Genomic DNA, 15,963 nt, shown 5'->3' with positions numbered 1-15,963 from the left:
TATTATTTCACTCCGATCCGTCAAAATCCGTATAATTCACCAAGATTCATTAACACTAATCATATAAGTTATTTTCATTGACTTTTTTCCTTTTCTTGTTTAGTATCACATTGTATCAATCCCTATCAGATTACTAGGAGGTTTACCGAAATGAAAAAAATGGTTCCGCTTTTATCGCTATTGTTAGCTTTCACTTTTGCACTTACTGCATGTGGTTCAAATACAAAAAATGAGGCGAACGATAACGGCAATAAGTCTTCTTCACAAGAAAGTCCATATGATAAAGTCAAAAAAGATGGCGTATTAACCGTCGGAACAGAAGGTACATACCCTCCTTTCACATTCCACGATGATTCAGGAAAATTAACGGGGTTTGATGTTGAAATCTCTAAAGAAGTCGCAAAACGCCTTGGAGTGAAAGCTGATTTCAAGGAGACACAATGGGACGGCATGTTTGCAGGATTGGATGCTAAACGTTTTGATATGATCGCAAACCAAGTGGGCATCGATAAAGACCGTCAAAAGAAATATGATTTCTCTGATCCATATATTCAATCTGGAGTCGTATTACTTGTACACAAAGATAATTCGGATATTAAATCATTCGATGATTTGAAAGGCAAGACCTCTGCACAATCATTAACTAGTAACTACAATGACCTAGCGAAATCACATGGTGCTGAAGTTACCGGAATTGAAGGATTTTCTCAATCCGTACAGCTTATTGGTTCTAAACGTGTAGATGCGACAATCAATGACAAATTATCGTACCTTGATTATAAAAAACAACATCCGGATGCACCTATCAAAGTCGCTGATGAGGAAGAAAGCGGAGTTGCAAGTGGTTTAATGTTCAGAAAAGACAGCGGCAAACTAGTGGAAGAAGTAAACAAAGCACTTAAAGCAATGAAAGACGACGGCACGTACGCGAAAATCTCGGATAAATGGTTTGGTGAAGATGTTTCTCCTAAGTAATATTTTCGCCGACCCCGAGCGTATGAACCAGCTTGTTTCCATCGCTCAAACCTCCCTCTATCCCATGATAGAGGGAGCTATTCAATATACGATTCCACTAACATTGATCACATTCGTTCTCGGTCTTATTCTTGCTGTACTCACAGCATTGGCTAGATTATCTTCCATTAGAATTCTTCAAATAATTGCGCGTGTATATGTGTCAATCATCCGCGGGACACCTTTACTTGTGCAATTATTTATCATTTTCTATGGACTTCCAAATTTAGGTGTAACCATCAATCCTTTCATATCGGCTATTATAGGATTCTCTTTAAATGTAGGAGCATACGCTTCGGAAATTATCCGGGCAGCCATTTTATCCATACCAAAAGGGCAATGGGAAGCAGGCTATTCAATCGGGATGACATATACCCAAGCGTTAAAGCGCATCATTTTACCGCAAGCAGCGCGGGTATCCATCCCCCCATTATCCAATACGTTCATTAGCCTTTTAAAGGATACATCGCTTGCATCACTCATTCTTGTAACGGAATTATTCCGTAAAGCTCAAGAAATCGCTGCAAAAAACTATGAATTTCTACTACTTTACATCGAAGCAGCTGTATTATATTGGATTTTGTGTACCATTTTATCATTCATTCAAGGAAGTTTAGAAGACAGACTTAATCGTTATGTAGCAAAATAAGAACCGCAGTAGTTAAAGGGGATTTTAAAATGATCAACATTAAGAATCTTCATAAATCGTTTGGAGACCTTGAAGTATTAAAGGGCATCGATTTGGAAGTGGAGCAAGGGAAAGTCATTGTATTGATCGGTCCTTCGGGTTCAGGTAAAACAACCTTTCTTCGGTGTTTGAATCTCCTTGAGGTACCCACGGACGGGACGATTGAAATCGATGAAACGGTAATGGACTTCAAAAAACCCGTTAGAAAAAATTCGATTACTTCTTTTCGCAGTTTGACAGGGATGGTTTTCCAAAGCTATAACCTCTTCCCCCACAAAACCGCTTTGGAAAATGTGATGGAAGGCCCCATCATTGTAAAAAACATAGCCAAACATCAAGCGAAGGAAACGGCTGCTGCCCTGCTTACAAAAGTGGGCTTAGGTGAAAAAATCGATTTTTATCCATTTCAATTGTCCGGCGGACAGCAGCAACGAGTCGGAATTGCAAGGGCCCTGGCCATGGAGCCTAAGGTCATGCTATTCGATGAACCCACTTCCGCTTTGGATCCCGAACTAGTTGGAGACGTCCTGCAGGTCATGAAAGACCTGGCGAAAGATGAAGGCATGACAATGATTGTGGTAACCCATGAAATGCGTTTCGCCCGCGAGGTCGCCGATGAAGTCATTTTCATGGATGAAGGAAAAATAATGGAGCGGGGAGCACCCGAGCAGATTTTCACAAACCCTAAAGAAGCGCGTACACGTAAATTCCTCAATATGATTCAATAAAAAAACGGTGCTATTCAAGCACCGCTCGCGGCCAGCCCCCATTTTTAGAAATGGGGGCTTTTTGCCCATCATCAAATTAATGAGATACTTGGAACTGTTTAGTCTGTGTCCGTGCATGGTATACCTGAAAAAGAACCAAAGCAAAAACAGAAAGGATCGCGCCCGATATAAATGGTAAATCAATCGAAATCGAAAATAACCAACCGCCTATCGGAGGACCTGCAATCCTGCCGAACGAGTCGAAGGAAGATAGCAGTCCCGTGACACTGCCATGGCCCGTCATGGAACTTTTGGTAAGCAGTGCCGAAATTGCCGGCCGGATGAACCCATTACCCACTCCGAAAATCGTCAGGAAGACCGCCGATGTCCAGAACCCGGAAGAAAACAGGATGAGAATGAAACCAACTGCCGAGACGATGATTCCCATTCGGATGACCGCGCCTTCCCCATATTTCTTTGTCATCCTTCCCACTAATCCACCTTGAACGATCGCACTCCCAAACCCCATGATCATAAAGATGTAGCCTAATTGTACAAGACTTATATCAGCCTTTTTGGCTGCAAAATAGGCGAAAGTCGTTTCAAGTCCTGCCATTGAAAGGGTGACGATCATTTGCAGAAAGAACATGGTTTTAAGAGGACCTCTAAAGGCTTTCCACATGGACTCTTTATTTTTTGACTGTTGGGCCCTCTTCTCTACTGTATGTGATTCCTTCAGTACCGCAATCACTAAGAATAAAGTAATCAAAGAGGATATTCCCGCAATGTAAAACGGCAAGTTCAAACTTGATTTGGAGAATACCCCGCCAATCGCCGGTCCAAAGATGAATCCAAGCCCTGTGGCGGCCCCGATGATTCCCATCCCTTTTCCCCGATCTTCCGGCGTCGTGATGTCAGCCACATACGCCATTGCGGTTGGCATGTTTGCCGATGACAAAATCCCGCCAATGATTCTGGCTACAAATAATACCCATAGGGAATCTGCCGAAGCCTGGATGAAAAACGAAAGGGCCAGTCCAGCAATCCCGATAATCATGACAGGCTTACGTCCTATCCGATCAGATATACGTCCCCATATCGGGGCAAAAAATAATTGCATCAGTGAATAAACAGCCATTAAAAGGCCAAGCTCAGTAGGACTGCCGCCAACCTTTTCAGCAAGGAACGGAATGACGGGAATAATGATCCCAAATCCGACCATTACTAAAAACATCACTAAAAAAAGTACGGGTAACACCTTTTTTGTTTCCATTAAATTTTTCTCCTTTTGTTCTTCCACATTCGCTAATAACTTTTATAGAATGATTTGGGTCAAAGAATTCCTGAATCATATTACTTAGCATAATCTTCCTAGCAATACTTTAAACAGTTTATCACACAACCTTTACCAAATCAGTATGAAGCACGATCTTCTTTCTCTCCAAATGAAAGGAAACCTACTAAACTAAAAAAATCAGGCATCCGAGTCCTGATCTTGACAGTACATTTTCATTTTTTTAGTGAAACTTACTTGCTCTTATCCATATCGTTTTGAAAAAATTACGATCGGTTGCCAAAGACACCTCTTATTCGAGAAATATCTATCCCTTCCCCCTTATTTTTTCCTATGGGGTACACTATACTGTAGGATATGATTGAAGTTTGGGAGGTAGAAGAATGTCTGATGATCAGTGGATTTTAATTATTGACGATGAAGAAGATTTGGCACGTCTCATGGAGACAGTTTTACATAAAGAAGGTATTCCGAATATTGTTACGGCTGGGACAGTTGCGGATGGCTGGTCAAAGTTTCAGGAGATCAATCCTGCACTTGTGCTGTTAGATATTATGCTGCCAGATGGTGAAGGCTATGATTTATGCAAGCAAATTCGTGAAGTGTCGAATGTTCCCGTTTTATTTTTATCGGCAAAGGATGAGGAAATTGATAAGCTTTTAGGGTTGGCGATAGGCGGGGATGATTATATCACCAAACCATTCAGTCCGAAAGAAGTTGCATATCGAATAAAGGCACATTTGAGGCGTGCTGGCTTTTCAGACGCAAAAGCTGTTCCGAAAAATTTGCAAGTTGGTCCTTTTGAGCTTAGTGCAAATGAAAATGAAGTGAAAAAGGATGGCAAAACGATTGAGCTCACTGCTAAAGAAATCGGTCTGATGAGCTGTTTTATGCATCACCCGAATCAGATCTTAAGCAAGGAAACTTTGTTTGAACATGTGTGGGGCGATGATTTCTTTGGCTCTGACAATACAGTGATGGTACACATTCGCCGTTTACGCGAAAAAATTGAGGCAGATCCTTCAAAACCTTCATTTTTAATAACCGTTAAAGGGCTTGGTTATAAATTACAAACCAAGGGGTGAAACAAGATGAAGTGGAAATTGACACGGCGCTTTTTAGTGTCCGTTGTGGCAATAGTTGTAATCGTAGGGATAGTAAATACAATTTTACTCTTAAGCTTACTCTTTTATCGGACCGGGACTGAAGAAGCATCTGCAGAAAACTTTAGCAGAACATTTTCACAATATGTAGAACTAAAAGATAATAAACCAATGGTAAATGAAGAAGGACTGGTAAAACTGCAGGAGAATAACGCCTGGATACAATTTTTGAATAATAAGGGTGAGCAAGTGGCAGCCTTTTATACACCTCAAAAATTGCAAACCATGTATTCACCTGTTGAAATCGTCCAAATGTATAAGTATAAAGAAGTTGATGCAGAGACGACTGTTTTTGCAGGTACGGCCCATGATTTCAGCTATTTTGTAGGCGTTAAGGATCAGAAAATAGGTCGCTATGTCCTGACCTATGATTATGAAAAGGTTTTTAAAAACTTTAATGTCTTTCTTTTACTGTTTTTAATTGTGGATATCATTATTGCAATCGTCATTGGATTCTTATTTGGTAAAAGGTTAACGAGTCCGCTTAACATATTAATAGAAGGAATTCAACAGCTCCGGGAGAGGCGCTTTAAAAGGATGAGCATACCAAAAGGTGTTTATGAAGATGTGTTTCGCAATATGAATGAACTATCGGTAAAGTTAGATCAATATGAGAAAGAACGTGATCAACTCGACCAAATGCGTGAGGAATGGATTAGCAATGTTTCTCATGACATGAAGACACCACTCGCTTCAATCCATGGTTATACAGAATTGATGAAAGACAACGCCACTGATTTAACACCACAGGAATTGCATGAGTTTACATCCATTATTAATAGACAGTCCATTTATATGAAAGATTTGTTGGATGACCTAAATTTAACAATGCGTTTGCGCAATCAACGGCTCCCTTTGCAATTTGAAGATGTAGATATCGTTGGGTTTATACGAGAAATGACGATCGAGCTTTTAAATGATTCACAATTTGGTGATCGCCAGGTTGAATTCGAGGCAAATGTGGATAAGGCAACACATCAAGTGGATAAAAAATTACTGAAACGGGCAATATTTAACTTTATCTACAATGCACTCGTGCATAACGAGGAAAATGTCGTTGTTAAAATACAAATTGATGATATTCATCTACAATCAGAACTTCATACCCAAATTACCATTGCTGATAATGGCCGCGGTATTCCCCCTAAAGATATAGAACAGGTTTTTGAAAGATACTATCGAGGTACGAATACAGCCAGTGCACATGGGACTGGTTTAGGAATGGCTATTGCAAGAGATATTATTCTGGCTCATAATGGGAAACTTAATTTGACTAGCGTTGAAAATGAAGGAACCACCATTACTATACTTTTATAATTATTTTTCTTACAGAGAAAGGGCTGTCCTTCACATACAAGACAGCCCTTCTTTCCTATTTTATTTTTTTTGTGCCTTTTTCGGGATTTCCTCAAACTTCACTTCATCATATGACGAAACTTCATCGCCATTTTTCACGTACATTTTTAAGTAGGCATCTTTCCGAAGATTTTTTTGTGCCGTGAATTCAAGTGGTATTGTTTCACCATCAACATTTGTGGCGTCCAGTTTATAAGAATAGGAGGTCATCACTGTTCCATCATCCAGTTTGGTTTCATGCTCTTCCCCATCCTCTGTAATTTGTAAATAATAATTGCTGGCATTCATACGATTGAAGTCAATATTAGTAAGCGCGAAGACCCCTACTACTCCTAGCAAAAACAAAATACCAACTACCATTAGAAATTTTTTCATCTTTATCATCCTTCTGTTTTATTATTTTGTGTGATAATACGATTGTAGGAAGCTACCGTTAAGATATAATACAGCCCGTAGATAACCGTATAAGCAATCATCCAGATCAACACAGGTTTTGCTAGGTCCATCATCAATAAGCCCGAGAAGGCTTTTAAAGCGACTGCACTGTGTAATAACCCCACTGCCAGTGGCACGAAAAAGATTACGAATACTTGTGAGGCAATGGATTTCCGCATTTCTTTTGCGTTAACGCCCATTTTATGAAGCATATTGAATTGTGATTTATCTTCCTCGGCTTCAGTTAGAACTTTAAAGTAAATGATACTGCCTGTTGCAGCTAAAAAAACCAGACCGAGAAAACTTCCGATAAAGAGCAATGAGCCTACACCTTCGATGCTTGTTTGGAAATCTTTAGGGGCGCTAGAAAATAGCGCTTCTTCAGGTATTTGTTTTGCAATTTTTTCAGATAAATCCGTGGAAGCTTGATCCATTCCAATAACACGATAATTTAGGTGTTCCCCTTCTTTTTTCAATGCTTTAAAATGATCATTTGATACAACCACCGTAATGCCTGCTGTTCCGGCATTTAAAACTGTTTGTGTTTTATAGCTTTGGAATGTGATTGCCTTGCTGTTTTTTGTCGTAATGGTCTTGTCCTTGTATTTAGGTGAGAATCTTTTGTCATATCCAATATCTAAAATGACTGCATTGTCATCATTCACAAGCAGTGCTTCCTTGCCTTGTACTTCTGCTAATTCGTTATATGTTTTTTCGTCGATAACCGTGTAAATTCTTTTATCTGTGTCATCGAATGCTGATGCGTTGATTAATTCTTTCGTATTAAATGTGACAGATAGTGCTTCGATATTTTTATCGTACATTGTATCTGGTAATACAGCGGTGACTTGTTGATCGATTTTTTCATCCGTTTGCTGATACATAAAGGTATTCGGATCAACGGTCATAACTTGGTCATTTGCGTTGTAATAAAGACCATAAACCGCACCGCCAGCCGTTACCGTTGTAGCACTTAACACCGCAATTACGGTCAATGTACGTGCATTACCCCGAATGCGATATAGCAGTTGCGAGATCGTCATTAAATGAAGGCCTTTCCATAGCCATTTTTCATTTTTCTTAATCATGGCCAACACAAAGCCTGTCACGCTATGAAACAATAAAAATGTACCGACAATAACTGTTGTCAAAATAGTGAGTGCCGTCATTAAAAAGCCGACTTTTTCCCACACTTTAGAAGTAAAAAGGTCTTGCATCGCCAACCAATAACCAATGACAATCAGGGAAACTCCCAAAATGGCTACAACCATTGATGGCTTCGGAGCCGCTTCCCCTTTTTTCGATGCATGGAAGAGATCAATTAGTTTAAATTGATATATTAAACGATAGCCCTGGAATGATGTCACCAAGAAAATAATAAGAAATACGATAGAGGTGTTTAAAGCTGCAGATCCCGAAAATGTAAATGGTGCTACGACATCATAGCCCATTAAATAAATCAAAATCGTCATGAATCCTTTTGAACAAAGGAATCCTAGTAAAATCCCCACAACTAATGAAACCAAACCTAGCAATAGGTTTTCAAAGAAGAGCATAAAACCAATTTGACGATTACGTACGCCAAGCAATGCATATAATGCCACTTCTTTTTTACGTTTCTTCATAAAGAATGAATTTGAATAGGCAATAAAAATGGCAACGAAGAAAATCAGGATGACTGCTGCACCACTCATTAATGAACCTAATTTTTGTGATGAAGCCGTTTGTTCTGCAATCGTGTCGCTATATTTTAATGTTACAAATGTGAAGTATATGATAATGCTAAAAACCATGGATGCGATATATAAAAAATATTGGGAGAGGTTTCGTGCAATATTTTTTCTCGCTAGACTAAATAACGTCATCTACCTCACCTCCAATTGTTGCAAGGACATCCAAAATCTCTTGGAAGAAAGCTTTACGTGTTTGGCCACGACGATAAATTTCTGTTGAAAGCGTACCATCCTTGATGAAAATAATCCGCCGGCAGAAGCTTGCGGCATATGCATCATGTGTAACCAACATGATGGTGGAATTATTATTTTCATTCAATTCACTTAAGCTTTCCAGCAGGCCTGTCGCCGATTTTGAGTCAAGTGCGCCTGTTGGCTCATCTGCAAGGATCAATGCAGGCTCTGTCACAAGCGCCCTGGCTGCAGCTGTTCTTTGCTTTTGACCACCGGAGATTTGGTATGGATATTTAGCTAGTAAACCTTCAATCCCAAATACTTTAGCAATCCGATTCACTAAAGTAGTAATTTCTTTCGCTGGAATTTTCGCAATCGCCAGTGGCAATAATATATTTTCCTTCACAGTCAATGAATCGAGCAAATTGTAGTCTTGGAAGATAAAACCAAGGTTATCACGCCTGAAATCCGTTAATTCGGCTCCCGTCATATCATGAATGCTCGTATTATTCATATATATTTTCCCTTCTGTTGGCGAGTCAATAGTTGCTAACATATTAAGCAAAGTCGATTTCCCCGCTCCAGAAGGTCCCATGATACCTACAAACTCTCCTTCATGAATGTCAAAAGATATATTTTCTAACGCTGTGTAGGAAGCGCTTGATTTACCATAAGTTTTTTTTATATTTTCTACTTTTAATAATGGTTCCATGTGTTTCACCTCTTCAATATTGTTGATACTTATACTTTACATGCTCATCCTTACAGCATAATTATGCCAACCTTACAGCAAGCTTAAATCTATAAAAAAAAACGCCTTCTATTGAAAAGAAGACATTTTTTAGGAATTTTCATACACTGAATAATTCGAAATTAGAACATGGTTCTTTATCATTTAACTTTGCTTCAATAGCCTGCGTTCGATTACAAAATTCCCAAATGGGATGAATGAAACGATGAAGATCATCGCCATTTTTAAAAAGGACCATTTTGATTTAATGCTCACATAAAGCAGTAATAGCCCAAACACGACAAATAAGAAACCATGAATGCTGCCTAAAATGAATGTTGCTTCCCCAATATCCAATATGTACTTAATGGGCATACCAATAGCAAGCAATAGAACATATGAGATTCCCTCAATTATTGTAATAAACCGAAACCATCCAATAGCTGTAGAAAACATTCGCTCATCCCCTTATTAATTGTACACAAACGACACACAAGCAGACTTCCAGCTTCTTGATCCCAATCCAAAATCTGTTACTCCATCATATTATATTACTGGCAGATCCACTAATAAATAGTTCCAGGATTCGTTTGAACAGCAAAAGCCCAATCCAAGGATTGGGCCTGTTAACAACGTAAGGTTCAAATTTACTTAAAGGGATCTTAAACGCTCAATTCCGAAACCAATTCGCTCCCTCATCCATATGCACGAATGGAATATCCGTATCAATTACACCTTTGATTCGTTCTAAATCAACATCTTCCCCATCGAGCCATTTTGCAAAATCTATTGAAGTCGGCTCCTGGTTCCCTCCCAATGCAATCCAAGCTTTCATCTCCTTAGGTAAATAAGCGGATGTATGAATCGTTCCCGCCCAGCTGCTATATAAATCCGAGAAGACACCTTGGTTGGTATCATTAAACAATCTATAAGCATCGTAAGCAGATGAAAGTTTCCCTTCATGATCTTGTATGATCTCCAATCGGCGTTTCGAGTCGATAAGATGGTTACGATTTTCATTTTTCATGATTTCAAAGTGATTGGTACAGGCATTTGCCCTGCGCACCTCTACATTTCTCGGAGAGGTTTCCACAATATAGGTACTGCCACTTTTATCATAGACGACGTAAGTAAAAGAATGGCGATGCGGGATTTCCTTCAACATTGCGACCGCTTCCTGTACGTTCGCACACGATTCAACAATCAGTCTGCCAATCATGCAGCAAATGAAACCATCTCCTGGGTTCTTGCGATTCATGAAGTTGTAGCCTATCACCAACCCTTTTTCGTTCATTCCATCCATCCGACCAGTCCCTCGCTGACTAGGGCCGATGCTTGAATACCCTTGATCGGTTGGCTGGAATAAGACATAGCGTCCTTCATAGGTCTTTGGGTGGTAATCATAATTGCGAATCAGATAATCATCGCCTGTCATGATGGAGCAGCCCGACCGGACATAATCCAATCGGTATCCTCCGAACTCTTGCAGCACGCGGTCAATTGGCCATTTCAGCGCGTCTTGCAACCCCAGTAATTCTTCCCAAACTCCAGGGGCGAATTGTGTAATCGCCTTCTTGACCTCTTCTTCTTCAACCGTAAACCGAGGCTGCCTAATCTTCCACTGATCTTCACGATTTTTTACCGTTAGTGAATCTTTTAACTCATCCCCTTGCATGTATCCAAACTCATAATGTGTACCCCGAAATTGTATGACATCACTATATATTTGCTTCACGTCTTATCCCTCATTTATAGTAGTTCCTATTCAATTAAGAATACTTGAAGTATTGTTAAAAATAAAGAAGATAAGCTTTAAATTTCATGAAACATCTCCTACAAGATCCACTCATATTTTGTGCCTGGTATATCTAAAAGACTAGAAATTTTATCAATTAGCGATGATAACAGCATTGAATGGCTCACGAATTAAAACTTAATATCCAGGGGGCAAAATGGGGATTAGTAGATATAAAATTAGTTGTTTTTTCGGTTCAGCTTCAAAACCATTTGCATCTGCTATTTTCAGGGGTCAATACACGGCCATGATCAAGTAATTTAATCCTCATGCTTTTAGTAGTTTCAGTGAAATTTATCATCTTAAGCCATTCCTGTACAGGTTTTAGGGATACGAACGTTCCCTTGCCATGCCTTTTTTCCAATATCCCTCCACGAACCAGGATGGAAACAGCTTCCCGTACAGTGCTCCTGCTAACAGAATACATGTCCATGAGTTCCCTTTCACTTGGGATTTTATCCTTATAATAAGCTTCTAAAATCTGATCTTCCAAAATGGTTTTTAATTGAGCGTGTAATGGGATTGGATTTTCAAAGTCTAACTCCATAAAATCCCCTCCAAACAGACGATCTTTTAGTGAACAAAAAGCTCCCTTCATCGTTTGACAAAGGAAGCTTTATTCTATTTCCTGAAAAATAGAAGTAACTGGATTGAAACATGACTTAACTACTTAACTTCAAAAGAATCAACTATGCCAATAATCGCTGCATCGATTGGAGAATTTTTTTCATTCGTCAACTTTTGTGCAGGTAAGCCTTGTGTGATTATAACCGTTTCACCGACACCTGCTCCAATTCGATCCATGGCAATAACAATATTCCCCACTGATTCTTTCAACGAATTTAACGGCTGAACAATCAATAATTTAACATGTTCCATTCCTTTTTCTTTTTGAGTTGTCCAAACACTTCCTATAACTTTTCCTAAAAGCATCTTACACATCCTTTTTAACAAACAGGACATTTAGTTTATTAGCTTTAATCAAATCCTTTGCCAAAGGAGAAATGATGGTCCCCTTTTGAAGGTAAATGGTATCATTCGGGCTATAGGACTTTGCTTCAAACCAGTCAGTCGTAAGTAACTTTTTGGTGTAGGACAAATGATTACCTTTAGAATGATTTTCTTCCAATTGCTCCTGTTTATTTTGGCCATTCACTCCTAGCTCTTTACAAAGTTTTTTAATGATTACATCAGCTAAATCCTTTTGCGGTGATAACGTTATGCCAAGCTCAGTCATTTGCTTTATATACTCATCAAACCGTTTACGATATGGAGCTGTTAAAGAGATGGCTTTTAAACAACTACGATCCGATCGTTTAATTCCTGGTACATCTTCGCCAACTAATATGAATTTTTGCAACAGGCTCGCTGAGAAAATGATTTCTGACTTAATTGATCCTTTTAAACCAGTAGCCACCCTTGCCGCATTATCCAAATCAATTTCAGGAATAATGATTCCATCATACCCCTTTGGGAGCTCCATTGCCGATGGAGCATATTCATCAGCGGCAATCACTTTCCTAGCCCCGCTCGATTCAACCTGTTGCATGCCTATCCATGATGATGTTTCACCATCTAAAAATAAAATATCAAAGTCTATATTTGCATTTTTTAATTTAATAAACTGATCTGTAAATGGCTCATGTGCTGAGCTATCACAAAAGACAAATAAAACTTTTCCGTTATTTTCTTTTTCCCTCTGCACTTTAATAGATTGTAAAACTTCACGTACAACCGATTCTACCATTGAACGAATTTCGATCCTCCTCACCTCCCCTTTCGAGATAGGAATTCCCCATTTTTCCCAACAACTTTTAAATAGTCACCTGTTTTCAAACCTGCTGCATTTCCTTCATCTAGATCAATGTGGAAATCCAGTTTGTATCTCGGAGCTACTCGAACTATAACATCTAAGAAAATTATAGAGCGCTCGCCTATTGATTGAAGAAGTAAACCATCGCCATGCTTAACATCAAAATGTTGAGCATTCTCAGGTGACATATGCACATGACTCTTTGCTATAATCACTCCTTTATGGAGAGCTATACAGCCTTTTGGACCAATTAGAGTCAAGCCTGGCGTATCATCGATTGAACCTGATAACCGTATGGGCGGATGAATTCCCAATTGAAATCCATCCGTTTTAGATATTTCTACTTGAGTATCTTCCCTTACCGGTCCAAGGATTCGGACATTTAGGATCATCCCTTTTGGCCCCAGTAACGTGACTTGTTCCTTTGCAGCAAATTGTCCTGGTTGTGACAATTCTCGTATGGGAGTTAGTTCGTAATTATTTCCAAACAGTATTTCAACATCATGTGATGATAAGTGAATATGCCTATTTGAAACACCCACAGGAATCATTAAATGCATTTCCTTTTCATTTGACGCCAAGGAATGTTTAATATGGTGCTGATTTCCAATGACAATTTTTCTGTCTCTTAAGAAATCAGCCGCCGCAGGAGTTAGTTTATCGTCCCCAATAGGATATGGATTTGGAATCCCGGTTTTCAACATCCGCCTTAATTTGGATTCCGTTATAATTGCCATAAGCTACTGTTTATCCTTCCAACTTCGGAAGAATAAGTTCAATATCTGAATGAGGACGTGGAATGACATGAACGGAAATCAGTTCTCCTATATTTTCAGCTGCTACTGCTCCTGCGTCTACAGATGCTTTAACCGCTCCAACATCCCCCCGCACCATAACTGTTACTAGGCCTCCACCTGCATGTACTTTACCAATTAGTTTTACATTTGCAGCTTTTGACATGGCATCAGCCGCCTCTATTGCACCTACTAATCCTTTTGTCTCGATCATTCCTAATGCTCCCATTTCTACGCTCATTGTTTTTGCCTCCCTATTTATAAGTTATAATTTTAGTTCTTGCAGGACACTTTTCACTATATCCATAACTTCCGATCTTGAAATTGTTTTCTCACTACCTGATTCCTCTTTTCGGGCATGAACATAGTCTGATGATTGTTCATTAGGCATTTCACGAACCCCAAAAGCAATTCGTTTTATATTCAACAAATGCTCTGGACCGATGTTGTCCGATGATACATTGTTTCCATATGTTCCACAACCTAGTGTCATTGATGGTGTAATCCCTGTTGTAGCCCCAATTCCACCAAATGTTGTTCCGGAATTGACTACAACTCGAGATACTCTTTGTTCCAACCCTATCTTTTCAATAATTTGTTTGTTTTCAGAATGAATCCCAAGCGTATGCCCAAGTCCGCCTACCTTAAGCAATTCATTACAAACATGACTAGCTTCTTGCCAATCCTCAACAGTATAATAAGCTAAAATTGGGGATAACTTTTCTACTGAAAAAGGATAAGACTTTCCGATATTCGTTTCTTCTGCAATCAATACCTTAATCCCATCTGAAACGAAAATCCCTGCCATATTGGCTAATGTTTGTGGGGATTTGCCCACTATTCCAGGATTTAACCTCCCGTTGACCATGATGATTTCCTCTATTTTTTTCTTTTCATAATCATCCAGGAAATAAGCCCCTTCATTTTCCAACTCTTTTTTCACTTTTCTTTTTATACTTTTTTCTACAATGATCGCTTGTTCAGATGCACAGATGGTTCCATAATCAAATGTTTTACTTTGCACGATTTGTTTTACGGCTTTTTCTACATTAGCACTTGAATGAATAAAAACTGGAACATTTCCAGGTCCTACCCCAAATGCAGGTTTACCTGAACTGTAAGCAACTTTTACCATATCCGTACCACCAGTAGCTAAAATAAGATCCGTTAACTTATGATTAATTAACTCATGCGCCGAAGCAAAAGTCGGATTTGTAATGCTTGAAATGATTCCTTTTGGTGCATTTGCTTCCTCTGCAGCTTCTTGCAGAATTCTCACCGTTTCATTTGTACACTTTGCTGCAGTTGGATGTGGACTAAAAACGATGGCATTTCTGGACTTTAATGAGATAAGTGCTTTAAAGATGGCTGTTGAAGTAGGGTTAGTGGACGGGACAATCCCCGCTATTACGCCCACCGGTTCAGCTACTTCCCACACTTGTTTTTCTTCATTACGAGAAATGATCCCTACTGTCTTTTTATCTTTCATTGATTCAAATATATCTCTTGCGGAAAATAGATTTTTTGTCCGCTTATCCTCTATCTTTCCATACCCCGTTTCATCAACAGCCATCGCTGCAAGCCTTCCAGCTTCCTTTGCAGCAGCTTGAGCCATACTCTGAACAATTTGATCAACTTGGTCTTGAGTCATATTTTCAATTTTTTGCTGTGCTAACTTTGCTTGTTCAAGAAGCTGTCTTGCTTCTTGAATCGATTCAAGATCTTTATCCAACATCATCATTTATCCCCACCTTTCCCATTCTGAAGTGCATTTACATATTTTATTAATTCCTCTTTTTTCGCAGTTGTAATTTCTTGGGGAGATAGAGGGAAGCCACTTAAAGAATTGGCAAGCTTTCTTAACTCTTGGGTGCTCTTTTTATGAAGTTCTTTTACATTTTCATCACTAGCTATGGTACCTGGCTGTTCAACTCGCTGGATTGCTTTTTCACTTTTGACAGCTTTTTTTTCTTCTTCAAGCTTTGGAAAGAGCATTTTGATAACATGATCATCCGGTCGCGCTATCACACGTGAATAACGGAATATTCCGACTTTTCTAGCCGCTTCTTCTCCTACAATAACAGCCGATTGTACGGAAGAAACATCACCCACTATATAAATAGTAACAATCCCTGCATCTGCACCTTGATAGGTAGTGATTTTTACATCAGCAGCTTTCGAAGCGGCATCAGCAGCAGCAATCATTGCGGGAAAGCCAATAGTTTCGACCAGACCTAATGCGTAGGCATTTTTCACCAATCATTTTC

At 39.2% G+C, this 15,963-nt stretch carries 18 protein-coding genes; 5 read left to right on the top strand and 13 right to left on the bottom strand.

The window, feature by feature from the left end; all coding sequences use genetic code 11:
* Positions 1 to 150 precede the first annotated feature (150 nt).
* The 3 genes from ACQKKK_RS18860 to ACQKKK_RS18850 are packed head-to-tail and all read left to right on the top strand — an operon-like array spanning position 151 to position 2,430.
* The gene (locus ACQKKK_RS18860; RefSeq protein ID WP_427618154.1) at positions 151 to 975 is read left to right on the top strand and encodes a transporter substrate-binding domain-containing protein; all 825 of its coding nucleotides are present in this window, start codon (positions 151 to 153) and stop codon (positions 973 to 975) included.
* Entirely contained in the window at positions 959 to 1,663 is a 705-nt protein-coding gene (locus ACQKKK_RS18855; RefSeq protein WP_427618274.1) for an amino acid ABC transporter permease, read from the top strand. The genes ACQKKK_RS18860 and ACQKKK_RS18855 overlap by 17 nt, the downstream gene beginning before the upstream one ends.
* A gap of 29 nt (positions 1,664 to 1,692) precedes the next feature.
* A complete protein-coding gene (locus tag ACQKKK_RS18850) occupies positions 1,693 to 2,430 on the top strand; it encodes an amino acid ABC transporter ATP-binding protein (protein WP_427618152.1) in 738 nt (245 codons plus the stop codon).
* Between the two features lie 76 nt (positions 2,431 to 2,506).
* Here the strand turns inward: ACQKKK_RS18850 and ACQKKK_RS18845 are convergent, their stop codons facing one another.
* The gene (locus tag ACQKKK_RS18845; RefSeq protein WP_427618150.1) at positions 2,507 to 3,682 is read right to left on the bottom strand and encodes an MFS transporter; all 1,176 of its coding nucleotides are present in this window, start codon (positions 3,680 to 3,682) and stop codon (positions 2,507 to 2,509) included.
* Positions 3,683 to 4,086: 404 nt separating this feature from the next.
* Between ACQKKK_RS18845 and ACQKKK_RS18840 the strand changes: the two genes are divergently transcribed.
* A complete protein-coding gene (locus ACQKKK_RS18840) occupies positions 4,087 to 4,788 on the top strand; it encodes a response regulator transcription factor (RefSeq protein ID WP_427618148.1) in 702 nt (233 codons plus the stop codon).
* A 6-nt stretch (positions 4,789 to 4,794) separates the two neighbouring features.
* Positions 4,795 to 6,183 carry a sensor histidine kinase gene (locus ACQKKK_RS18835; protein WP_427618146.1) on the top strand — a complete coding sequence of 463 codons (1,389 nt, stop codon included), beginning with the start codon at positions 4,795 to 4,797 and terminating at the stop codon, positions 6,181 to 6,183.
* A 60-nt stretch (positions 6,184 to 6,243) separates the two neighbouring features.
* On the opposite strand, the gene ACQKKK_RS18830 is transcribed toward ACQKKK_RS18835, so the two are convergent.
* The 12 genes from ACQKKK_RS18830 to ACQKKK_RS18775 form a co-directional block, all read right to left on the bottom strand.
* A complete protein-coding gene (locus tag ACQKKK_RS18830) occupies positions 6,244 to 6,597 on the bottom strand; it encodes a YxeA family protein (protein ID WP_427618144.1) in 354 nt (117 codons plus the stop codon).
* 5 nt (positions 6,598 to 6,602) lie between these two features.
* A complete protein-coding gene (locus ACQKKK_RS18825) occupies positions 6,603 to 8,522 on the bottom strand; it encodes an ABC transporter permease (protein ID WP_427618142.1) in 1,920 nt (639 codons plus the stop codon).
* Positions 8,509 to 9,276: an ABC transporter ATP-binding protein gene (locus ACQKKK_RS18820; protein ID WP_427618140.1), complete on the bottom strand. Its 768-nt coding sequence runs from the start codon at positions 9,274 to 9,276 to the stop codon at positions 8,509 to 8,511. The genes ACQKKK_RS18825 and ACQKKK_RS18820 overlap by 14 nt, the downstream gene beginning before the upstream one ends.
* Before the next feature lie 183 nt (positions 9,277 to 9,459).
* Entirely contained in the window at positions 9,460 to 9,750 is a 291-nt protein-coding gene (locus ACQKKK_RS18815) for a DUF3817 domain-containing protein (RefSeq protein WP_427618138.1), read from the bottom strand.
* A 214-nt stretch (positions 9,751 to 9,964) separates the two neighbouring features.
* The gene (locus ACQKKK_RS18810) at positions 9,965 to 11,029 is read right to left on the bottom strand and encodes a C45 family autoproteolytic acyltransferase/hydolase (protein WP_427618137.1); all 1,065 of its coding nucleotides are present in this window, start codon (positions 11,027 to 11,029) and stop codon (positions 9,965 to 9,967) included.
* Positions 11,030 to 11,291: 262 nt separating this feature from the next.
* A complete protein-coding gene (locus ACQKKK_RS18805) occupies positions 11,292 to 11,636 on the bottom strand; it encodes a GntR family transcriptional regulator (RefSeq protein ID WP_427618135.1) in 345 nt (114 codons plus the stop codon).
* A gap of 119 nt (positions 11,637 to 11,755) precedes the next feature.
* Positions 11,756 to 12,022: a EutN/CcmL family microcompartment protein gene (locus ACQKKK_RS18800; protein ID WP_260287402.1), complete on the bottom strand. Its 267-nt coding sequence runs from the start codon at positions 12,020 to 12,022 to the stop codon at positions 11,756 to 11,758.
* 1 nt (position 12,023) lies between these two features.
* Positions 12,024 to 12,860: a hypothetical protein gene (locus tag ACQKKK_RS18795; protein WP_427618134.1), complete on the bottom strand. Its 837-nt coding sequence runs from the start codon at positions 12,858 to 12,860 to the stop codon at positions 12,024 to 12,026.
* Complete coding sequence (gene pduL / locus ACQKKK_RS18790; RefSeq protein WP_427618132.1) at positions 12,857 to 13,639, bottom strand: phosphate propanoyltransferase; 783 nt, start codon at positions 13,637 to 13,639, stop codon at positions 12,857 to 12,859. The genes ACQKKK_RS18795 and pduL overlap by 4 nt, the downstream gene beginning before the upstream one ends.
* Positions 13,640 to 13,649: 10 nt before the next feature.
* Positions 13,650 to 13,937: a BMC domain-containing protein gene (locus ACQKKK_RS18785; protein ID WP_427618130.1), complete on the bottom strand. Its 288-nt coding sequence runs from the start codon at positions 13,935 to 13,937 to the stop codon at positions 13,650 to 13,652.
* Between the two features lie 24 nt (positions 13,938 to 13,961).
* Complete coding sequence (locus tag ACQKKK_RS18780; protein WP_427618273.1) at positions 13,962 to 15,434, bottom strand: acetaldehyde dehydrogenase (acetylating); 1,473 nt, start codon at positions 15,432 to 15,434, stop codon at positions 13,962 to 13,964.
* Positions 15,434 to 15,952 (bottom strand): BMC domain-containing protein, encoded by a 519-nt coding sequence (locus ACQKKK_RS18775; protein WP_427618128.1) that lies wholly within the window; start codon positions 15,950 to 15,952, stop codon positions 15,434 to 15,436. The genes ACQKKK_RS18780 and ACQKKK_RS18775 overlap by 1 nt, the downstream gene beginning before the upstream one ends.
* Positions 15,953 to 15,963: the final 11 nt, after the last annotated feature.

The sequence above is a fragment of the Peribacillus sp. NPDC006672 genome, from assembly GCF_050274955.1.
In the GTDB taxonomy this organism is placed as follows: domain Bacteria; phylum Bacillota; class Bacilli; order Bacillales; family DSM-1321; genus Peribacillus.
The sequence above is the reverse complement of the archived record's forward strand: the minus strand, read 5'-3'. Positions and strand labels throughout refer to the sequence as shown.